Source organism: Kitasatospora sp. NPDC093679 (assembly GCF_040683455.1).
GTDB lineage: Bacteria > Actinomycetota > Actinomycetes > Streptomycetales > Streptomycetaceae > Kitasatospora > Kitasatospora arboriphila.
The window spans coordinates 13,267-34,040 of record NZ_JBFBDW010000047.1; the positions used below are offsets into that span (position 1 = coordinate 13,267).

The 20,774-nt window shown below is 72.1% G+C and carries 14 protein-coding genes and 1 pseudogene; 10 read left to right on the top strand and 5 right to left on the bottom strand.

The genetic code is table 11. The features are described 5' to 3' along the window. Positions 1 to 22: 22 nt before the first annotated feature. From pulA to AB0O09_RS29520, 4 genes are all read left to right on the top strand, one after another. Positions 23 to 5,557 (top strand): pullulanase-type alpha-1,6-glucosidase, encoded by a 5,535-nt coding sequence (gene pulA / locus AB0O09_RS29505; protein ID WP_363546662.1) that lies wholly within the window; start codon positions 23 to 25, stop codon positions 5,555 to 5,557. A 542-nt stretch (positions 5,558 to 6,099) separates the two neighbouring features. After that, positions 6,100 to 8,394, top strand: a complete 2,295-nt coding sequence (locus AB0O09_RS29510) for a M4 family metallopeptidase (RefSeq protein ID WP_363546742.1) — start codon at positions 6,100 to 6,102, stop codon at positions 8,392 to 8,394. A gap of 215 nt (positions 8,395 to 8,609) precedes the next feature. After that, entirely contained in the window at positions 8,610 to 9,929 is a 1,320-nt protein-coding gene (locus AB0O09_RS29515; protein ID WP_363546665.1) for an ammonium transporter, read from the top strand. Further along, positions 9,926 to 10,264 carry a P-II family nitrogen regulator gene (locus AB0O09_RS29520; protein WP_030269157.1) on the top strand — a complete coding sequence of 113 codons (339 nt, stop codon included), beginning with the start codon at positions 9,926 to 9,928 and terminating at the stop codon, positions 10,262 to 10,264. The genes AB0O09_RS29515 and AB0O09_RS29520 overlap by 4 nt, the downstream gene beginning before the upstream one ends. Before the next feature lie 17 nt (positions 10,265 to 10,281). On the opposite strand, the gene AB0O09_RS29525 is transcribed toward AB0O09_RS29520, so the two are convergent. Both AB0O09_RS29525 and AB0O09_RS29530 read right to left on the bottom strand, forming a co-directional pair. Then, a complete protein-coding gene (locus AB0O09_RS29525) occupies positions 10,282 to 11,094 on the bottom strand; it encodes a hypothetical protein (protein WP_363546667.1) in 813 nt (270 codons plus the stop codon). Positions 11,095 to 11,144: 50 nt separating this feature from the next. Further along, complete coding sequence (locus AB0O09_RS29530) at positions 11,145 to 11,654, bottom strand: SigE family RNA polymerase sigma factor (RefSeq protein WP_344626218.1); 510 nt, start codon at positions 11,652 to 11,654, stop codon at positions 11,145 to 11,147. A gap of 343 nt (positions 11,655 to 11,997) precedes the next feature. On the opposite strand from AB0O09_RS29530, the gene AB0O09_RS29535 reads away from it, so the two are divergent. From AB0O09_RS29535 to AB0O09_RS29545, 3 genes are all read left to right on the top strand, one after another. Beyond that, on the top strand, positions 11,998 to 14,094 hold the full coding sequence (locus tag AB0O09_RS29535; RefSeq protein ID WP_363546670.1) for a carbohydrate binding domain-containing protein: 2,097 nt from the start codon (positions 11,998 to 12,000) through the stop codon (positions 14,092 to 14,094). A gap of 151 nt (positions 14,095 to 14,245) precedes the next feature. Continuing rightward, positions 14,246 to 14,476 (top strand): hypothetical protein, encoded by a 231-nt coding sequence (locus AB0O09_RS29540; protein ID WP_344626219.1) that lies wholly within the window; start codon positions 14,246 to 14,248, stop codon positions 14,474 to 14,476. A 35-nt stretch (positions 14,477 to 14,511) separates the two neighbouring features. Continuing rightward, positions 14,512 to 14,823: a hypothetical protein gene (locus AB0O09_RS29545; protein WP_363546748.1), complete on the top strand. Its 312-nt coding sequence runs from the start codon at positions 14,512 to 14,514 to the stop codon at positions 14,821 to 14,823. A gap of 44 nt (positions 14,824 to 14,867) precedes the next feature. Here AB0O09_RS29545 and AB0O09_RS29550 read toward each other — a convergent pair. Beyond that, positions 14,868 to 15,107: pseudogene (locus AB0O09_RS29550) on the bottom strand (1,3-beta-glucanase); the annotation flags it as partial. Positions 15,108 to 15,275: 168 nt separating this feature from the next. Further along, positions 15,276 to 16,019 (bottom strand): SDR family oxidoreductase, encoded by a 744-nt coding sequence (locus AB0O09_RS29555; RefSeq protein ID WP_363546673.1) that lies wholly within the window; start codon positions 16,017 to 16,019, stop codon positions 15,276 to 15,278. A 435-nt stretch (positions 16,020 to 16,454) separates the two neighbouring features. Between AB0O09_RS29555 and AB0O09_RS29560 the strand changes: the two genes are divergently transcribed. Further along, positions 16,455 to 17,489 carry an alpha/beta hydrolase-fold protein gene (locus AB0O09_RS29560; RefSeq protein WP_344626630.1) on the top strand — a complete coding sequence of 345 codons (1,035 nt, stop codon included), beginning with the start codon at positions 16,455 to 16,457 and terminating at the stop codon, positions 17,487 to 17,489. 343 nt (positions 17,490 to 17,832) lie between these two features. Further along, positions 17,833 to 18,558 (top strand): hemerythrin domain-containing protein, encoded by a 726-nt coding sequence (locus tag AB0O09_RS29565; RefSeq protein ID WP_363546676.1) that lies wholly within the window; start codon positions 17,833 to 17,835, stop codon positions 18,556 to 18,558. 7 nt (positions 18,559 to 18,565) lie between these two features. On the opposite strand, the gene AB0O09_RS29570 is transcribed toward AB0O09_RS29565, so the two are convergent. After that, positions 18,566 to 19,999, bottom strand: a complete 1,434-nt coding sequence (locus AB0O09_RS29570; protein WP_363546679.1) for an FAD-dependent monooxygenase — start codon at positions 19,997 to 19,999, stop codon at positions 18,566 to 18,568. Positions 20,000 to 20,076: 77 nt separating this feature from the next. Here AB0O09_RS29570 and AB0O09_RS29575 point away from each other — a divergent pair, with 77 nt between their 5' ends. Next, the gene (locus AB0O09_RS29575; protein ID WP_363546682.1) at positions 20,077 to 20,766 is read left to right on the top strand and encodes a TetR/AcrR family transcriptional regulator C-terminal domain-containing protein; all 690 of its coding nucleotides are present in this window, start codon (positions 20,077 to 20,079) and stop codon (positions 20,764 to 20,766) included. Positions 20,767 to 20,774: the final 8 nt, after the last annotated feature.

A 20,774-nucleotide genomic window follows, 5' to 3' on the forward strand; every position in this document is an offset into this window, starting at 1 on the left:
AGCCGCCCCAAGGGAGCCCGCCGTGGCCGATGCTCAGCCCCGCCGTTCTCGGAGCACCACCCCGTACCGCAGACCCCGCCGAGCAGCCGTCCTGCTGGCCGCGTCCCTGATCTCCGCCACCCTCGGTTCGGCTCCGCTGGCCGCCGCCGCGGCCCCGCCCGCCCCGCCCTCCGACGCCGCGCTCGCCGCCACCGCGGCCCGGCACGACCTCACGCGGGAGCAGTTCTACTTCGTCCTTCCCGACCGCTTCGCCAACGGAAACACCGCGAACGACACCGGGGGCATCACCGGCGGCCGCCTCGACAACGGCTTCGACCCCGCCGACAAGGGCTTCTACCACGGCGGCGACCTGCAGGGCCTGATCGACAAGCTCGACTACATCGAGGACCTCGGCACCACCGCCATCTGGATGGCGCCGATCTTCAAGAACAAGCCCGTCCAGGGCACCGGCGCCGACGCCTCGGCCGGCTACCACGGCTACTGGATCACCGACTTCACCCAGGTCGACCCGCACTTCGGCACCAACGACCAGCTCAAGGAGCTGATCCGCAAGGCGCACGACAAGGGCATCAAGGTCTTCTTCGACGTCATCACCAACCACACCGCCGACGTCGTCGACTTCGCCGAGCACAGCTACGACTACCGCTCCGCCGGCGCCTACCCGACCCTGGACGCGGACGGCAACCCGGTCGACGAGACCGCCGTCGCGGACGCCGGCACCGCCTGGCCGAAGATCACCAAGGACTCGTTCCCCTACAGCCCGGTGCTGCGCACCCCGGCCGACGCGAACGCCAAGGTGCCGTCCTGGCTGAACGACCCCTCGCTCTACCACAACCGCGGCAACTCGACCTTCGTCGGCGAGTCCGCCACCGAGGGCGACTTCTCCGGCCTGGACGACCTGGACACCCAGAACCCCAAGGTCGTCGAGGGCTTCAAGAAGATCTACCAGACCTGGGTTGCCGACGCCGGCGTCGACGGCTTCCGGATCGACACCGTCAAGCACGTCAACATGGCGTTCTGGCAGAACTGGGCGCCCGCGCTCAAGCAGTTCGCCGCCCGGCGCGGCAACAAGGACTTCTTCATGTTCGGCGAGGTCTACTCCGCCGACCCGTCCGTCACCGCGCCGTACGTCACCAAGGGCAAGCTGCAGGCCACCCTGGACTTCGCCTTCCAGGACGCGGCCCGCCGCTTCGTCTCGCAGAACGGCTCCGCCAAGTCCCTCGCCGAGCTGTACGCGCAGGACTACCGCTACACCACCGGCGCCACCGACGCGTACGAGCTGCCGACTTTCCTCGGCAACCACGACATGGGCCGGTTCGGCAGCTTCCTGCAGAGCGACAACCCGGGCGCGAGCCAGGACCTGCTGCTGAAGAAGGACCTGCTCGCCAACGAGCTGCAGTTCCTCACCCGCGGCCAGCCGGTCGTCTACTACGGCGACGAGCAGGGCTTCACCGGTGCGGGCGGCGACAAGGACGCCCGGCAGGACATGTTCGCCTCCAAGACCCCCTCGTACAACGCCGACAACGTGATCGGCGGCAGCAAGGGCTCCGCGGATCGGTACGGCAAGCACGGCGCGCTCTACGAGGGCATCTCCGACCTCGCCTCGCTGCGCGAGGCCCACCCGGCGCTCGCCGACGGCGCCCAGGTCGAGCGGTACGCCGCCGACGGGGCCGGCGTGTACGCCTTCTCCCGGATCGACGCCAAGCAGCAGGTCGAGTACCTGGTCGCGGTGAACAACGCGGCCGAGCCGAAGACCGTCGCCGTGGACACCTACTCGGCCGGCATGGACTTCCGGCCGGTCTACCCGGCCGCCGGCGCCAAGAGCACCACCGGCGCCGACCACAAGCTCACCGTCACCGTGCCGCCGATGTCCTCGGTGGTCTACAAGGCGGCCGGCAAGCTCGCCAAGCCCGCCGCCGGCCCGCAGATCACCCTGCAGGCGCCCGGCGACGGCTCCACCGGCACCGTCACCGTCGGTGCCACGGTGCCCGGCAGCGGCTTCAACCGGGTCACCTTCGCCGCGCAGGTCGGCACCGGCCCGTGGCAGGTCCTCGGCACCGCCGACAACGGCTCCTTCAAGGTCACCCAGGACGTCTCGGCCGCCGCCCCCGGCACCGTCGTCCGCTACAAGGCCGTCGTCCAGGACTCGGCCGGCCGGCTCGCCTCCACCACCGGCTCCTTCACCACCGGCACCCCGGTGCCGCAGCAGGCCCCCAGCTCCACCTCCCGCCCGTACGCGGTCGTGCACTACCAGCGCAAGAACAACGACTACGACGGCTGGAACCTGTACGCCTGGGGCGACCTCGCCGACGGCGAGTCCACCACCTGGCCCGACGGGCACGGCTTCGTCGGCCGCGACGCCTACGGCGCCTTCGCCTACGTCAAGCTGAAGTCCGGCGCCTCCGACGTCGGCTTCGTCGTCGAGAACAACGGCACCAAGGACGTCGACGCCGACCGCCACATCGACCTCGGCACCACCGGCGAGGTGTGGATCAAGGAGGGCGACCCGGCCGTCCGCACCGCCGACCCCGACCCGGCCGTGCCGGTGAAGGAGAACACCGCGGTCATCCACTACCACCGGGCCGACGGCAACTACGACGGCTGGGGCCTGCACGACTGGACGGGCGCCGCCAACCCCACCGACTGGGGCAGCCCGCTGATGCCGGCCCGCAAGGACGCGTACGGCGCGGTCTTCGAGGTGCCGCTCGCCGAGGGCGCGACCAGCCTCAGCTACATCCTCCACAACGGCAACGACAAGGACCTGCCGCAGGACCAGTCGCTGAACTTCGCCACCAGCGGCCGCGAGATCTGGATCGTCGGCGGCCAGGAGGGCTACCTGCTGCCGCAGGCCGCCGGCACCTCCTCGCAGCTCGACCTCACCTCCGCACGCGCCCAGTGGATCGACGCGAAGACCGTCGTGGTGCCCGCCAACTACGGCGCCGGCGACGCCGCGCTGAAGGGCGGCACCAGCGCCCAGCTGATCTTCGACCCGGCCGGCGGCATCACCGTCGACAAGGGCGTGCTCAGCAAGCCCGGCCGCTGGATCCGGCTCAACCCGGGCACCCTCACCGACGCCCAGAAGGCCGCGTTCCCGCACCTCGCGGGCTACCGCGCCTTCACCGTCGACAGCCGCGACACCGGCCGGATCACCGACGCCCTGCGCAGCCAGCTGATCTTCAGCGAGCACCTGCCGAACGGCGCCGCGCTGGCCGCCACCGGCGTGCAGATCCCCGGCGCCCTCGACGACCTGTACGGCGCCAAGGCCGCCAAGGCCCAGCTCGGCCCGGTCTACAGCGGCCGCAAGGAGAGCGGCTGGTTCGGCGACGACAACCGCAAGGTCACCCTCTCGCTCTGGGCGCCGACCGCCACCGAGGTCTCCGTCGACCTGTACGACAAGGCCACCGGCGGCACCCCGAAGAAGGTGCCGCTCAAGCGGGACGACGCCACCGGCGTCTGGTCGCTCACCCGCGACCGCGACGACCTCGACGGCAAGTACTACACGTACGAGGTCAAGGTCTGGGCGCCCAGCGTCCAGCAGGTGGTGACCAACACCGTCACCGACCCGTACGCCGTCGCGCTCTCCACCGACTCCACCCGCAGCCTGGTCGCCGACCTCTCCGCGCCGGGCACCAAGCCCAAGGGCTGGGACGCGCACCGCAGCCCGGCCGCGATCCCCGCCACCAAGCAGCAGATCCAGGAGCTGCACGTCCGCGACTTCTCCAGCGCCGACACCACCGTGCCGGCCGACGAGCGCGGCACCTACCTGGCGTTCACCCACTCCGCCTCGGCCGGCATGCAGCACCTGCGCGACCTCGCCAAGGCCGGCGTCACCACGATCCACCTGCTGCCGACCTTCGACATCGCCACCATCCGCGAGAACCGCGCCGACCAGAAGCTGCCCGCCTGCGACCTCGCCTCGCTCGCCGCCGACAGCGACAAGCAGCAGGAGTGCGTCGCCGCCGTCCAGGCCGACGACGCCTACAACTGGGGCTACGACCCGCTGCACTACACCGTGCCCGAGGGCTCGTACGCCACCGACCCCGACGGCACCGCCCGCACCGTGCAGTTCCGGCAGATGGTGCAGGCCATGCACGACGCCGGCCTGCGGGTCGTCCTCGACGTGGTCTACAACCACACCGCCGCCGCCGGACAGGCCGAGCACTCCGTGCTCGACAAGATCGTCCCCGGCTACTACCAGCGGCTCAGCGACACCGGCAAGGTCACCACGGACAGCTGCTGCGCCGACACCGCGCCCGAGCACGCCATGATGAACAAGCTGGTCGTCGACTCGGTCGTCACCTGGGCGCGGCAGTACCGCGTCGACGGCTTCCGCTTCGACCTGATGGGCATCGACCCGAAGTCGACCATGCTGGACGTGCAGTCGGCGCTGCGCGCGCTGACCCCGCAGAAGGACGGCGTCGACGGATCGAGCGTCTTCCTGTACGGCGAGGGCTGGAACTTCGGCGTCGTGGCCAACGACGCCCGCTTCGTCCAGGCCACCCAGACCAACATGGCCGGCACCGGCATCGCCACCTTCAACGACCGGATCCGCGACGCCGCCCGCGGCGGCAACTTCATGCTCTCCTCGGCGCCCCAGCAGGGCTTCGCCTCCGGCCTGTTCACCGACCCCAACGGCTCGGCGGACAACGGCACCGCGGCCGAGCAGAAGGCCCGCCTGCTGCACCAGATGGACCAGGTCAAGGTCGGCCTCACCGGCAACCTGGCCGGCTACTCCTTCACCGACACCAACGGGAAGACCGTCACCGGCAGGGCCGTCGACTACAACGGCGCCCCCACCGGCTACGCGGCGCAGCCCGGCGAGGCCGTCGAGTACCTCGACGCGCACGACAACGCCGACCTGTTCGACGCCCTCGCCTACAAGCTGCCGACCGGCACCTCGCCGGCCGACCGGGCCCGGATGCAGGCGCTCGGCCTGTCGCTGACCGCACTCGGCCAGGGCCCCGGCTTCGCCCAGGCCGGCAGCGACCTGCTGCGCTCCAAGTCGCTGGACGCCAACGCCTTCGACTCCGGCGACTGGTTCAACGCCATCCACTGGGACTGCACCCAGGGCAACGGCTGGGGCCGCGGCCTGCCGATGGCCGCCGACAACAAGTCGATGTGGCCGACCGCCAAGTCGCTGCTCGCCGACCCGAAGCTGGCCGTCGGCTGCAACGAGACCAAGGCCTCGACCTCGATGTACCAGCAGTTCCTGCGGATCCGGCAGTCCTCGCCGCTGTTCTCGCTGAGCACCGCCGCCGAGGTGCAGAAGCGGCTGTCCTTCCCGCTCTCCGGCACCGCCGCGGAGGCCCCCGGTGTGATCACCATGCACCTGGACGGCACCGGCCTGCCCGGTGCGGAGAAGGGCATCACCGTGGTCTTCAACGCCACGCCCACCGCCCAGCAGCAGACCCTGGCCGCCCTCAAGGGCACCGGTCAGGCGCTGCACCCGGTGCTGGCCGGCGGCGCCGACGCGGTGGTGAAGCAGTCCGCCTTCGACCCGGCCACCGGCACCTTCACGGTGCCGGCCCGCACGGTGGCGGTGTTCGTCCAGCACTGACGGAACGTCCGTAGGGAGAAGGGGCTCCGCAGCCATGCGGAGCCCCTTCGTTATGGCCGAAAACCGTCCCCGGGCGGCGTGATGGCATGTCATGTCAGGTACGCGGCAGTCGGTTCGCATCCCCACCGGCCGTGCCACCGGGCCGGTAGGGGCCGATCCGCACCCCGGCCGTCGGGCCGCCGCCGCGGCGGAGGTCCGCCGCGGTGATCGAGGCGACTTCCCGTCAGGCGTTAACGCCCGTTGGCGTTTCTTGGCCAATCTGGTGGCATGCATCTGTCATTCATCGGCCGTTTGCTGCCACGATTCCTCCGGCCGCAGACGGGCTGGTCCCCCACCCCCGGTGCGGCCGTACCAACGACAGGTCCAGCGCCGCCGCTCCACCTGCACCGCCTCTGCTTGCACCGCACCCGAGCCGCGCACCCACCGGCCCGGGCCCCCGCTGCGCCGCAACCCCGCGGCCCAGGTTCTCTCCACCGCTCGTGACCCCGCGACCGGTCGGAAAAGGAGTCCGCATGTCCCGCTACACCCCTGCCCGGGTGAGTATGGCCGCGCTGGCGGCCACCACCGCCCTGCTGGTGACCGGCATCCCGGTCGTGGCCAACGCCGCACCCACCGCGCCCTCCGCCGTGGCCCCGCAGGCGGCCGTGAACCGTGCCCAGCTGTTGTCCGACGCCGGCCAGCGCAGCGCCGCCGTCGCCCAGACGCTCGGCCTCGGCGCGCAGGAGAAGCTCGTCGTCAAGGACGCGATCGTGGACGCGGACGGCACCCGCCACCTGCGGTACGAGCGCACCTACGCCGGACTCCCCGTCCTCGGCGGCGACCTGGTCGTGCACCAGACCGCGGCCGGTGCGACCAAGAGCGTGGACAAGGCCAGCCAGGCCGTTCTGACCGGCGTGAACACCACGCCCAAGCTGGCCGCGCCGAAGGCCCAGGCCACCGCGCTGGCCGCCGAGTCGGGCTCCGCCCTGGACACCGCCCCGCGGCTGGTCGTCTGGGCCGCCGACGGCACCCCGCGCCTCGCCTGGGAGACCGTCGTCTCCGGCACCGAGTCGGACGGCACCCCGAGCAAGCTGCACGTGATCACCGACGCCACCACCGGCAACGTGATCCAGAAGGCCGAGGGCATCAAGACCGGCACCGGCACCGGCGTCTTCGTCGGCAACGTCACCATCGGCACCACGCTGTCGGGCTCGACGTACCAGATGAAGGACGGCGGCCGCGGCAACGGCTACACCACCAACCTGAACCACGGCACCTCCGGCACCGGCACCCTGTACACCAAGTCCACCGACACCTGGGGCAACGGCTCGGCCTCCAACTCGGAGTCCGCCGCGGTCGACGCCCACTTCGGCGTCGCGGCCACCTGGGACTACTTCAAGAACGTCCACGGCCGCAGCGGCATCAAGGGCGACGGCGTCGGCGCCTACAGCCGCGTGCACTACGGCAACAACTACGTGAACGCGTTCTGGGACGACGGCTGCTTCTGCATGACCTACGGCGACGGCTCCGGCAACAACGCCCCGCTGACCGAACTCGACGTCGCCGGACACGAGATGAGCCACGGCGTCACCTCGAACACCGCCAACCTGAACTACTCGGGCGAGTCGGGCGGCCTCAACGAGGCCACCTCCGACATCTTCGGCAGCATGGTCGAGTTCAACGCCAACATCCCGTCGGACAACCCCGACTACCTCATCGGCGAGCTCATCAACATCAACGGCGACGGCACGCCGCTGCGCTACATGGACAAGCCCTCCAAGGACGGCAGCTCCGCCGACTCCTGGTACTCGGGCGTCGGCAACCTGGACGTGCACTACTCGTCCGGCGTCGCCAACCACTTCTTCTACCTGCTGGCCGAGGGCAGCGGCGCCAAGGTCATCAACGGCGTCAGCTACAACTCGCCGACGGTCAACAACATCGCCGTCACCGGCATCACCCGGGACAAGGCCGCGAAGATCTGGTACCGCGCGCTGAGCGTCTACATGACCTCGACCACCAACTACGCGGCCGCCCGCACCGCGACCCTGAACGCCGCCACCGACCTGTACGGCAACGGCAGCGCCGAGTACAACGCGGTCGCCACCGCCTGGGCCGCGGTCAACGTCGGCTCGCTGCCGAGCGGCACCGTCACCGTCACCAACCCGGGCAACCAGAGCACCACCGTCAACGGCACCGCCAACCTGCAGATCCAGGCCAGCGGCGGCACCGCCCCGCTGACCTTCAGCGCCACCGGCCTGCCGACCGGCCTGTCGATCAGCTCCGGCGGCCTGATCACCGGCACCGCCACCACCGCGGGCACCTACAACGTGACGGTGACCGCCAAGGACGCCGCCAACAAGACCGGCACCACCAGCTTCACCTGGACGGTCGGCACCACGGGCAACTGCACCCCGGCGCAACTGCTCGGCAACGCCGGCTTCGAGTCCGGCGCCACCACCTGGACCTCCTCCAGCGGCGTCATCGACAGCTCGACCTCCGAGGCCTCGCACAGCGGCTCCTGGAAGGCCTGGCTGGACGGCTACGGCTCCAGCCACACGGACAGCCTCTCGCAGACGGTGAGCATCCCGTCCGGCTGCAAGGCCACCCTCAGCTACTGGCTGCACATCGACACGGCGGAGACCACCACCTCCACCGCGTACGACAAGCTGACCGTCACGGTCAACGGCACCACCGTCGCCTCGTACTCGAACCTCAACAAGGCGACCGGCTACAGCCAGAAGACGATCGACCTGTCGGCCTACGCGGGCCAGTCGGTCACCCTGAAGTTCAACGGCGTGGAGGACTCCTCGCTGCAGACCAGCTTCGTGATCGACGACACCTCGATCCAGACCGGCTGAGTCTGATCCGGCAGTGAGCGAGGGCCCGGCGGCCACGGCCGCCGGGCCCTCGCGCATCCCCGCCGCCATCTCGCGGTGTGAGACTCCGGAAACCCCCGCGCAACACGAAACACCACGGAAACACGGGTGTCCGCAGCGGGAAATACGGCCCGGACAGACTCTCCCGACCGGCGCGCCCCCACCACCCGCAGGCGCGCCGCACGGGAAGGTTCCGCATGCTGCTCGCTGACTCCACGGCCGGCCTCGACACCGGCGACACCGCCTGGCTGCTCGCCAGCACCGCGCTCGTCCTGCTGATGACCCCCGGGCTCGCGCTGTTCTACGGCGGCATGGTCCGCACCAAGAGCGTGCTCAACATGATCATGATGAGCTTCGTGTCGATCGCGGTCGTCACCGTGGTCTGGCTGGTGGCCGGCTACTCGCTCGCCTTCGGCCCGGACGCCGGCGGCTGGGGCGTCATCGGCACCCTCGACCACCTCGGCATGGCCGGCATCACCCCGGCGAGCCTGACCGGCCACGTGCCGACCCTGCTCTTCGCGACCTTCCAGCTCACCTTCGCGATCGTCACCGCCGCGCTGATCAGCGGCGCGATCGCCGACCGCGCCCGGTTCGGCTCGTGGGTGGCCTTCACCGCGGCCTGGACCCTGCTGGTCTACGTGCCGGTCGCGCACTGGGTGTTCTCGCCCGACGGCTGGGTGCTGTCGAAGCTCGGCGCCCTGGACTACGCGGGCGGCACGGTGGTCGAGGTCAACTCCGGCGCCAGCGGCCTGGCCCTCGCCCTGCTGCTCGGCCCGCGCCTCGGCTTCCGCAAGGAGGCCATGCGGCCGCACAACCTGCCGCTGGTGGTCCTCGGCGCCGGCCTGCTCTGGTTCGGCTGGTTCGGCTTCAACGCGGGCTCCGCGCTCGGCGCCAACGGCACCGCCGCCGCCGTCCTGCTCAACACCCAGGCGGCCGGCTGCACCGGCCTGCTGGGCTGGCTGCTGGTGGAGAAGCGCCGCGACGGGCACGCCACCACGCTCGGCGCGGCCTCCGGCGCGGTGGCCGGCCTGGTCGCGATCACCCCCTCCTGCGGCAGCGTCGACCTGCTCGGCGCGCTGGCCGTCGGCCTCGCCGCCGGCGTGGTCTGCTCCTACGCGGTCAGCTGGAAGTTCCGCTTCGGCTACGACGACTCGCTGGACGTGGTGGGCGTCCACCTGGTCGCCGGCGTGATCGGCACCGTGCTGATCGGCGTCTTCGCCTCCGCGGTGATGACCGGCGGCCCGGTCGGCCTGCTGCACGGCGGCTTCACCCTGATCGGCAAGCAGCTGCTGGCGGTGGCGGTGGTCGGGGCGTATGCCTTCGGCGCCACCTACGGCATCGGCAAGGCGATCGACCGGCTGATGGGCTTCCGGGCCCCGGCCGAGCACGAACTGACCGGTCTCGACCTCGCCGTGCACGCCGAGAGCGCGTACGATCACGGCGTCCTGGGCCACGGCACGACGGCCCACGCCACCGTGCTGGCACAGCACCCGTCCGACAAGGCCGCCACCGCATGAAGCTGATCACCGCCGTCGTCAAGCCCTTCAAGCTGGACGAGGTCAAGACCGCGCTGCAGGAGCGCGGGGTGCACGGGCTCACGGTCACCGAGGCGAGCGGCTACGGGCGCCAGCACGGTCACACCGAGGTGTACCGCGGCGCCGAGTACCGGATCGACCTGGTGCCCAAGGTGCGGATCGAGGTCGTCGTCGAGGACGAGGACGCCGAGGACGTGATGGACACCATCGTCGCGGCCGCCCGCACCGGGAAGATCGGCGACGGCAAGGTCTGGTGCGTGCCGGTGGACGGGATCGTCCGGGTCCGCACCGGCGAGCGCGGGCCGGACGCGGTCTGACCCGCCCGGCCCGGCGCTCACTGCTGGGCGGCGGAAGCCCGGTTGGCACCGTCCTTGGCGGTGTCGACCGGGACGCGCAGGCTCCACAGCGGGGACTTGGCGACGTCGACCCAGAACGCCGACGTCTGCGGCGGCTCCTGCCGGGTGCGGTCGAGGGTGAGGGGATTCCCGCGGGTGCCGGTGTCGAGCTGCCCGCTGTAGACGTGCAGCTCGACCGCCGAGCCGTCCTTCCGCCTGACATGGATCCGGTAGCTCCGGGAGGGCGCGTCGCCGGGGACGGAGTCCTGGTACAGGTGCTCCCCGACGGGCAGGTCGATGCAGGCGCGGGCCTGCGGGCTGTCGCCCTGGGGGCAGACGTCCTTCACCCAGTCCTTCCTGAGTTCCACGGTGACGGTGCTGGGCAGGTGGTCGCCGAAGTCCACGTCGACCCGCATCATGGCGGAATCGTCCGGGTGGCCGCTGCCGGAGTACGAGGTGAACCGGGTCGAGTCGGGCAGCAGTTCGGCGAGGATGCCGAGCAGCCCGGCTCCGCTGGTGGCGACCTTGCCGTTCACCGGGGGGTCGGTCGGGCCGAGGACGGACACGGCCGAGGCGCTGGGCGCGTTCGTCGCGGGTGCCTGGCTGCGGTCGGAGCCTTCGGAGCCGAACGCGGCCACCCCGCCGGTGAGCAGGGCCACGGCGGCGACCGCCCCGAGCGCCCGGGTGATCCGCCGGCGGCGGCGCAGCTTGCGGCCGCGGGCCGCGGCCTCGGCGACGATGGTCTGAACGGGAACGTGGATTCGGTCGGCGCCCGCGCCGAGCAGCCTGCTGAGGTCGTCTTCGATGTCCATGGTGCGCACTCCGGGAGCTGTGAGGGGGCGGGGAGGGATCAGAGCCGGAATCAGAGCCGGAAGAGGAGTTCGCGGTCCTCGCCGAGGATCTCCCGCAGTCGGGCCAGGGAACGGGTGTTGAGGCTCTTCACCGCGCCGGCGGAGATGCCCATCATGTCGGCGACCGCCTCGATGCTGTGGTCCTCCAGGTATCGCAGGACGACCACCGCCCGGTTGCGGGGCGGGAGTTGGCCGAGCGCGGCGGCGAGGGTGAGCTTCAGGTCGCTGCCGTGGCCGGCCGGCTGCGGATTGTCGGGCATCTCGGCGAGCACGACCTCGGTGGAGCGCTTCAGGCGGCGTTGCGAGAGGTAGGTGCGCAGCAGGACGGTGCGGGCGTAGGCGTCGAGCCCGGGTTCGTCCTGCCGTCGGCGCAGCCGTGGCCAGACGGCGAACATCTTGGCGAGCGTCGTCTGGACGAGGTCCTGCGCCTGGTGCCAGTCCCCGCACATGAGGTAGGCGACCTGGAAGAGCCTGCGCGTGCGGGAGCTCGCGAACTCCTCGAAGTCGAGTGCTCTCTCCATGCCGTCGTCCCCCGGTGCGTTCGATTGTCGGTGTGGTTGGCGTCCCCCTCTTAGATGCGGCGGGTCGGGTGTGAGGTATCACAGGAGTTCGCGGATGTTACCGGTGAGTCCGATTCGTTGCCTTCCACTCCCTTGACGCTCCGTTCACACCGGTCGTAACTTCGGTGCGTTGCAAGTTTCCTGCAAGTTTCAATGGTCTTGCAGAAACTCGCACAGTCGGTTCCGCGTAGACGGCGTATCGCGGTCGCGCCCCCACCCTCCGCACCACTCCTGCGCCACCGCCCGCCACACCCCCTGCGCCGCGGGCGGCCAGGCTCACCCCCACCCAGCCCCAGGAGACACCGTGGTCACCACCGTCAGTGCGGGCCGCAGAGGCCGCGCGATCGGCGCACTCACCGCGTCCGCCGCCCTGGCCCTCTCGATCGGTGCCGGTCTTTCGATCGCCCCCACCGCCGAGGCCACCCCGCCCAGCACCAAGGACGTCACCGCCACCCTCTTCGAGTGGAAGTTCGACTCCGTCGCCAAGGCCTGCACCGACACGCTCGGCCCCAAGGGCTACGGCTTCGTCGAGGTCTCACCGCCCCAGGAGCACATCCAGGGCGCCCAGTGGTGGACGTCGTACCAGCCGGTCAGCTACAAGATCGCCGGGCGGCTCGGCGACCGCACCGCCTTCCAGTCCATGGTGAGCACCTGCCACGCGGCGGGCGTCAAGGTCATCGCCGACTCGGTGGTCAACCACATGTCGGCCGGCTCCGGGACGGGCACCGGCGGCACCGTCTACACCAAGTACAACTACCCGGGCTACTACCAGGACCAGGACTTCCACTCCTGCCGTCAGGCGATCAGCAACTACGGCGACCGCTCCAACGTGCAGAACTGCGAACTGGTCAACCTCTCCGACCTGGACACCGGCTCCGGCTACGTCCAGCAGACCATCGCCAACTACCTGAGCGACCTGCTCACCCTCGGCGTGGACGGCTTCCGGATCGACGCCGCCAAGCACATCGCCGCCTCCGACCTGTCCGCCATCAAGGCGAAGATGAGCAACCCGAACGCCTACTGGGTGACCGAGGTCATCTACGGCGCCGGCGAGCCGATCCAGCCGTCCGAGTACACCGGCCTCGGCGACGTCGACGAGTTCCGCTCCGGCACCTGGCTGAAGAGCGCCTTCAACGGCGGGAGGATCTCCGACCTGTCCACCTGGGGCAACGGCCTGCTCGCGAGCGACCAGGCCCGCACCTTCGTCGACAACTGGGACACCGAGCGCAACGGCTCGACCCTCACCTACAAGTACGGCTCCGCCTACACGCTGGCCAACGTCTTCATGCTGGCCCACCCGTACGGCTCGCCGAACGTCTACTCCGGCTACGCCTTCACCAACAACGACGACGGCCCGCCGAACGGCGGCACCGTCAACGCCTGCTACAGCGACGGCTGGAACTGCACCCACGCCTGGCGCCAGGTCGCCAACATGGTCGGCTTCCGCAACGCCGTCTCCGGCACCGCGATGACCGACTGGTGGTCCAACGGCAACAACGCCGTCGCGTTCGGCCGCGGCAGCAAGGGCTTCGTCGCGATCAACCGCGAGTCCTCCTCGATCACCCAGACCTTCCAGACCTCGCTGCCCGCCGGCACCTACTGCGACGTCCAGCACGGCGACCCGGTCTCCGGCGGCTGCACCGGCACCAGCTACACCGTCGGCTCCGACGGCAGGTTCACCGCCACCGTCGGCGCGGGCGACGCCGTCGCCATCTACGTCGGCGCGGGCGGCCAGCCCACCTCCACCCCGACCCCGACTGCCACGCCCACCGGCAGCAACAGCGCGACCGTCTTCTACTCCACGAACAAGAACTGGTCGGCCTACTACCTGCACTACGCGCCCACCGGCGGCACCTGGACCACCGTCCCCGGCGTCGCGATGACCGCGGCCTGCACCGGCTGGGTCAAGTACACCGCGAGCCTGGGCAGCGCGACCGGCCTCACCGCCACCTTCAACAACGGCTCCGGCACCTGGGACAACAACAACAGCGCCAACTACGCGCTCGGCACCGGCAACGTGACCGTCAAGGACGGTGTGGTCGGCAGCGGCGACCCGTGCGCCACCGGCACCCCGACGGCCACCCCGACCGGCACCCCGACCTCCTCCACCACCGGGGCCTCGTTCGCGGTCAACGCCGCCACCGTGACCGGCCAGAACATCTACGTGGTCGGCAACAACACGGCCCTCGGCAACTGGAACGCCGGCTCCGCCCTGCTGCTCTCCCCGGCGAGCTACCCGGTCTGGAAGCTGGACGTCGCGATGGCCGCCGGCACCGCCTTCGAGTACAAGTACATCCGCAAGGACGCGAGCGGGAACGTCACCTGGGAGAGCGGCGCGAACCGGACGGCCACCGTCCCGGCGAGCGGCCTCGTCACCCTGAACGACACCTTCCGCAGCTGACACCCGTCCCGACCCGACGGCCCCACCCGGACGGCCGCCGCACCCCCGTGGTGCGGCGGCCGTCACGGTTGCCGCGGCGAAACCCCCCGAAGGAGTGGAGTGCGGGCCGTCCCGCCGCTCCGCTCGGCGCCCGGCTGCCAGCATCGCCGGCGTGACCACAACCCCCACCACCTTTGCGATCCTGGACCTCGAACTCCGCGGCGGCCGCTGGGACGGCCATCTGAAGCGCGTCCACGCGTTCGCGCCCCCGCCCTCCCTCCGCATGGTCCTGCGCGCCGACCTCCCCGCCACCGAGGCCGGCGAGTACTGGCCCACCACCAGCGTCTACCGGCTCGACCCCGACGGCCCGGTACCGTGCTACCGGCACTCGCACGACGAGTGACCACGGCCCCGACCGGACGGACAGCGAAGACACCCATGAGTACGGCCCCCACCCCGCCGACCGGCGAACAGCTCGACGCGGCGAGGGCGTTCGTCATCACCCGGCAGCGACGCAACCGGGCGGAGCTCGGCACCTGCGGGCCCGAGGTGGTGGCGGCCTTCGACGCCTGGTCCCACGTGGTGGACAAGCACATGGCGAGGGCGAAGGTGGCCGTGGACCGCGGTGAGCCGGTCGGGGCCGCAGGCGCGTGGGCCGTGGTCGTCGAGGCCCTCGCGGGCTGGGTGACGCACCCCGAATTCCCGCCGTGCCTGTACGCCGAAGCCCGTGCCGCCCGGTACGGCAGCTGACCCGGTGCTCCGTCCGACGGCGCCGGTCCCCGCCGCGGGGCGGGGACCGGTGGGCCGGAGACGGTGCCGCCGTCCGGTCCGCCGCCGAAGGCACCGGGGAACCCGCTGCCCATGGCCACGTCGAGGATGACGAAGAAGCCGTGGCCGGTGGCGTTGTTCCAGGTCGTCGCGTCCACCTGGTCGGAGTCGACGGTGTGGAACCGCACGCCGTCCAGGTACCGGCGCAGTTGCTGCGGGCTGGTGGAGCGGTCCCACTCCACCGCGTAGGTGTGGAAGCCGCTCTGGCGGGCGGGCGTGCAGGCGCGCTGGCCGCCGATTTCTTCCTTCGCGAATCGACGTGACGGGTTGACAGTTTCCCGGCCCGGCGCCACCTTCTGGTCGAGAGCGCTCTCATGTCATGTCTCCGTCGGCATGGTCCACGGCGTCCCGGAAGCCCCTGAAGGGCCGGGCCGCTAGCCGCGCCCGATGTACGGCATCGCGGTGGCCATCACGGTGGCGAACTGCACGTTCGCCTCCAGCGGCAGCTCCGCCATGTGCCGGACGGTGCGGGCGACGTCGGCCGCGTCCATGACCGGCTCGGGGGCGATCCGCCCGTCCGCCTGCCGCACCCCGGCGGCCATCGCCGCGGTCATGTCGGTGGCGGCGTTGCCGATGTCGATCTGGCCGCAGGCGATCCGGTACGGCCGGCCGTCCAGCGACAGCGACTTGGTGAGGCCGGTGACGGCGTGCTTGGTCGCGGTGTAGGCGATCGAGTGCGGCCGCGGCACGTGGGCGGAGATCGAGCCGTTGTTGATGATCCGGCCGCCCTGCGGGCGCTGCGCCTTCATCTGCCGGAAGGCGGCCTGCGCGCAGAGGAAGGCGCCGGTCAGGTTGAGGTCCACCACCGCCAGCCAGTCCGCCACCGCGAGGTCCTCGACCGGGGTGGGCGCGCCGAAGGTGCCGGCGTTGTTGAACAGCAGGTCGATCCGGCCGAAGCGCTCGGCGGCCTCGGCGAACAGTGCGTCCACCGAGGCGGGGTCGGTGACGTCGGCGGGCACGGCGACCGCGCCGCCGCCGGCCAGTGCGGCCGTCTCGCGCAGCGGCCCGGCCCGGCGGCCGGCGAGCACCGGCACCCAGCCGGCGGCGGCCAGTTCGAGGGCCACCGCCCGGCCGATCCCGCTGCCCGCCCCGGTCACGACGGCGATCTGCTGCGGCACGGCGGGCGCTCCCTCGGTTCGGCGGCGGTTTCGGCGGAAGTCCGGCGGTGTCCGGCGGTGGCCCGGGGCGTCCGGCGGGCCGGGGCCGCGCGGTACTCCCGGCGTCCGTCGATGATCGCGCCGAGGGCCGCCCGGTGTCACCCGTCGAAGCCGCCAACACGCCGGCCGCCCGGGCGGTGCGCGGCTGGTGCAACCTCCCGTACCCCGCCGACCGGCGGGGGCGGATCCCCGCCGGTCGGCCGGTTGCCCGCCCTGTCGCAACCGGGTCCGCGCGGGCCGGCGTCATAGGATCACGAACGGCACGGACGTTCGCCCTTCGGGCAACCGTGCCGTTCCGGGGTGTTCGGGGCCGCTGCGCCGCGCCCCGGACAGGCCCCGCCCGGGGCAGCGGCCGTCCGGCCGTCCCGGGGCGTCCCACCGTCGGAGAGATCGAACGTGCAGCCGCAGCCCTCCCGTGCCCGCCGCCGGGCCGTCCGTACCCGTACCCTCCTCGCGGGCACCGCCGCGGCCGCCCTGGCCGCCGCGCTGACCGGCTGCGGGAGCTCCGGCGGGCCGTCGAACTCGCAGGACGGGGCGAAGCCGGCCGCGTCCAGCGCGTCCGCGAGCCCCACGCCGCCGCCGAAGCCCTCGAAGGTGCTGATGCCGACCGGGCCGGCCGCCGACCTGAAGAAGGTCCGCGACACCGAGGCCGGGCCGATCATGATGACCACGCTGAACGGCCCGAAGTCCGGGGTCAGCGGCAAGGTCTGGGTCTGGCTGCCGCCGCAGTACAACGACCCCGCGTACGCCAAGCACGGGTTCCCGGTGCTCACCCTGTACGCGGGCGGGCAGAGCGCCGGCTACAACACCTGGACGGACAACCAGCTGCCGATCCAGAAGATCGACGCCGAGCTCTCCAAGGCGGGCAAGGCCCACCCGTTCATCCTGATCATGCCGGTGCAGAACCTGAACTCCAGCGAGTCCAAGGCGCTGGAGTGCTCCGACATCCCGGGCCAGCCGAAGATCGGCACCTGGATGGCCGAGGACATCCCGGACTTCGTCCGCGCGAACTTCCGCACCGTGAAGGGCCGCGACGGCTGGGGCCTGATGGGCGCCTCCACCGGCGCGTTCTGCAGCGCCAAGCTCGCCCTGCAGCACCCGGAGACGTTCAAGGCGGCCGTCCCGATCGACGGCTACTTCAACCCCGACTCGCCGCTCTGGCACGGCCACGAGCAGGAGCGCCTGGCCAACAGCCCCGGCCAGCTGGTCGCCCTGGGCAAGGCGGACGTGCGGATGCTCGCCACCGCCGGCGGCTCCAACGCGTACGAGACCGGGCTGGTCAAGGCCTGGGTCAAGAAGGCGGCGCCGCCGCTGACCGTCGAGTACTACGAGCAGCCCGGCGGCAAGCACCTCACCTCCGACTTCAAGAAGATGATCCCCGACACCCTGCAGTGGCTGAGCAAGAACCTGGCCGGACCGGAGGCGGACTGACGCACCGTCGGGGGACGGCGGGCGCGACGGCGGGGTGCACGAATTCGGCGAGTCCGCCCCCGCCGGCCGCCGCGGAGCGGGATACTCCATTCCGGCGGCGGGTGCAGCCCGCCGGCCCGCGCCGTTCCAGCCGCAGTGCGCCCGCCCGGGCGCCGGGCACCCCGGCGCCCGGGCCCGCGGCGATCGACCGGATCGTTCGAACGTCCCGATCACCCCGCTGACCTGCGCGTCAATCGGTCATTGATTCGACTCTGATGGGCTTTCCGCACGCTGGAGCCCCAGGCCGAGCACCACTCGCGGTGCCGGAGCCGTTCCAGCCCCAGTCAGCCGCGAAGAGAGCGCCATGTCCTGTCACCTGCTCCCCGTCGACTCGCCACAGGTCCCCGCCCAGCCGCACGCGGAGCGTCGGATGCCGGACGTCGAGCCCATCCCGTTCGCCGGCCTGCGCCTGGTGCACGCGGCGCTGCGCCGCGACCTCGCCCGGCTGCCCAACGCCCTGCGCCTGCTGCAGCCCGGTGACGAGGCCGCCGCCCAGGCCCTGCAGCGGCACTGGGACTTCATGACCGCCATGCTCACCTGCCACCACGAGCAGCAGGACACCCGGCTCTGGCCGCTGCTGCGCCGCTTCGCGCCGGAGCTGCGCCTGCTGCTCAACTGGCTGGAGGCCGACCACCACAACCTCGACCACTCCTTCACCCGGGTCACCACCCTGGTCCGGATCGCCACCCGGGACCCGGCCAGCACCTGGCCGGTCGCCTACGCGGTCGAGGAGCTCGCCGCCCGGCTGGAGACCCACCTGCGGATCGAGGAGCGCCAGCTGCTGCCGCGGATGGCCGGGATCTTCCCCGCGGGCTCGCGGATCGGCACCCTGCCCGAGCTCCTCGACCTGCTGCGCGCCGCCGACGGCCCGGCCTCCTCGGACGCCCTGGTCTGGCTGCTGGACGGCGTCGACGAGGCCCAGATCGACCGGCTGCTCGCCGACTGCGACGACGCCACCGCCCGGCACTGGCCGCACTGGCGGGCCACCTACGCCCGCTGCTCCGAGCAGCTCTGGGGCCGGGGCTGCTGACGCCCGGTCAGGCGGTGCCCAGCGCCGCCAGGTACGGGCCCAGGTCGGCCGCGTCCGCGGTCGCCAGCCCGACGTAGCCGTCCGGCCGGACGAGCAGGTAGCCCTCGCCCCACCCCTCGGGGACCCGCGCCGTGCGGACGTCCGCGGGCAGCCCGGCGGGGACGGGCAGCGCCGTACCCGCGACGACCAGCGTCGCGTGCGGGCCGCGCAGCACGTCGAACAGCCGCTGCCCGGTGCCGTCGGCGGCGGTGCACGCCGCGTCCGGGGCGCGGTCGCCGGCCTGCAGGTCGTCCTCGCCGAGACCGCTGCGGCGCTCCTCGCTGAGCGGGCCGCCGCGGTAGCCGACGCCGAGCTGCCCGGTGCGCGGACCGCGCTTGGCGGAGGGGCCGACCGCGCCGGCCCGGTGCAGCGAGGTGCTCATCTCCAGCACGTCCGCCGCCACCGGCAGCCGCTCCGGCTCGTAGCTGTCCAGCAGGTGTGCGGGGGCGCCGTCGCACAGCACCCGGCCGAGCTTCCAGCCCAGGTTGTAGGCGTCCTGCACGCCGGTGTTCAGGCCCTGGCCGCCGGCCGGGGAGTGCACGTGCGCCGCGTCCCCGGCCAGGAACACCCGGCCGCTGCGGAAGCGGTCGGCGAGCGCCGCGCGCGGCCGGAAGCCGGAGGCCCAGCGCACCTCCAGGACCGCCGAGGCCGGCAGCGGGGTGCGCTCGGCGACCGTCCGCCGCACGCCCTCGGCGGAGGTGTCCGGCTCGCCCTCGTCGTACTGCACGAACAGCTGGAAGTCCCGGGCGGTGCCGCCGGGCAGCGGGCAGAGCAGCGCGGCCCCGCCGGGGGCGTCCCGCCAGACGTGCCAGTGGTCGCGGGAGAGCCCCTCGATCCGGACGTCGGCGATCAGGGCCGCCCTGGGGTCGACCGTCTCGCCGGCCATCGGGATGCCGACGGCGCGGCGCACCGTGCTGCGGCCGCCGTCCGCGGCCACCAGGTAGGCGGCGGTGGCGGTGCCGGCGGTGGTGTCCACCTCGACGCCGTCCGCGTCCTGCCGCACGGCGAGCACGCCGGTGCCGAACTCGACCGAGCCGCCGAGCTCCAGCAGCCGTGCGTGGAGGATCTCCTGGGTGCGCCACTGGGGGAGCATCCACGCCTCCGGGTAGGGCACGCCGTCCTCGGCGGGCCGGCGCTCCATCAGGTCCCACTCGGGGCCGGGCTCGGCGCCCTGCCAGGACCGCATCGGCGGGTAGGGCGAGCCGCAGGCGCGGACGGCGCCGATCACCCCGAGGTCGTCGAAGACCTCCTGGGTGCGGGGCTGCAGGCCCTTGCCGCGCGAGCCGGGGAAGAGGCCGGGGGCCTGCTCCAGCAGCCGGAACCGGACGCCCCGGCGGGCCAGGTCGCAGGCGAGGACGAGGCCGGTCGGGCCGGCGCCGACGATCAGGACGTCGGTGTGCATGCCGATCTCCTTAACGCTGTTAAGTGGCGATGCGCCGAGGATCCACTTAACGGTGTTAAATTGTCAAGGGGGTGCGGATGCGGCACAGTGCGGGCCGGACGGGCCCGGCGGCGGAGGTGGAGGACGTGGCGGCCAAACTGGAACGCGCACGCGTGGTCGACACCGCGCTGCGCCTGCTCGACGAGACGGGCCTGGAGGGCCTCACCCTGCGCCGGATCGCCACCGAACTCGACGTCAAGGCACCCGCCCTGTACTGGCACTTCGCCAACAAGCAGGCCCTGCTCGACGAGATGGCCACCGAGATGCTGCGCCGGATGACCGCCGCCGCCGAACCGCCCGGCCCCGACGCCGACTGGCGCGACTGGCTGCTGCTCACCTGCCGCACCCTGCGCCGCGCCCTGCTCGGCCACCGCGACGGCGCCAAGGTCTTCAGCGGCACCCGCCTCACCGACACCGGCCACGCCGGCCGCCTGGAGGAGCAGCTGCGCGCCTTCGTCCGCGGCGGCTTCACGGTCGACGACGCGGTGGAGGCCTACTTCACCGCCTACTCCTTCACCGTGGGCTTCGTCATCGAGGAACAGGCCGTCCATCCGCTGCCGGGCGAACGCGCCCCCGGCTACGACCCCGAGGAGCGGGCCCGTGCCATGGGGGCCGAGCACCCGCTCGCCGCCGCCTCCGGCACCGGCCTGTTCGAGGACTTCGAGCGGCGCTTCGAGCGCGGGCTCGCCGTGGTCGTGGCCGGGATCGAGGCCGTGCTGCTGCCCTGACCCCGCCC

What these genes read in the sequence shown, in the direction of transcription:
- AB0O09_RS29510 (WP_363546742.1), top strand. Translation starts at nt 6,100, where the DNA reads ATGGCCGCGCTGGCGGCCACCACCGCCCTGCTGGTGACCGGCATCCCG.
- AB0O09_RS29515 (WP_363546665.1), top strand. Translation starts at nt 8,610, where the DNA reads ATGCTGCTCGCTGACTCCACGGCCGGCCTCGACACCGGCGACACCGCC.
- AB0O09_RS29520 (WP_030269157.1), top strand. Translation starts at nt 9,926, where the DNA reads ATGAAGCTGATCACCGCCGTCGTCAAGCCCTTCAAGCTGGACGAGGTC.
- AB0O09_RS29525 (WP_363546667.1), bottom strand. Translation starts at nt 11,094, where the DNA reads ATGGACATCGAAGACGACCTCAGCAGGCTGCTCGGCGCGGGCGCCGAC.
- AB0O09_RS29530 (WP_344626218.1), bottom strand. Translation starts at nt 11,654, where the DNA reads ATGGAGAGAGCACTCGACTTCGAGGAGTTCGCGAGCTCCCGCACGCGC.
- AB0O09_RS29545 (WP_363546748.1), top strand. Translation starts at nt 14,512, where the DNA reads ATGAGTACGGCCCCCACCCCGCCGACCGGCGAACAGCTCGACGCGGCG.
- AB0O09_RS29565 (WP_363546676.1), top strand. Translation starts at nt 17,833, where the DNA reads ATGTCCTGTCACCTGCTCCCCGTCGACTCGCCACAGGTCCCCGCCCAG.
- AB0O09_RS29570 (WP_363546679.1), bottom strand. Translation starts at nt 19,999, where the DNA reads ATGCACACCGACGTCCTGATCGTCGGCGCCGGCCCGACCGGCCTCGTC.
- AB0O09_RS29575 (WP_363546682.1), top strand. Translation starts at nt 20,077, where the DNA reads ATGCGGCACAGTGCGGGCCGGACGGGCCCGGCGGCGGAGGTGGAGGAC.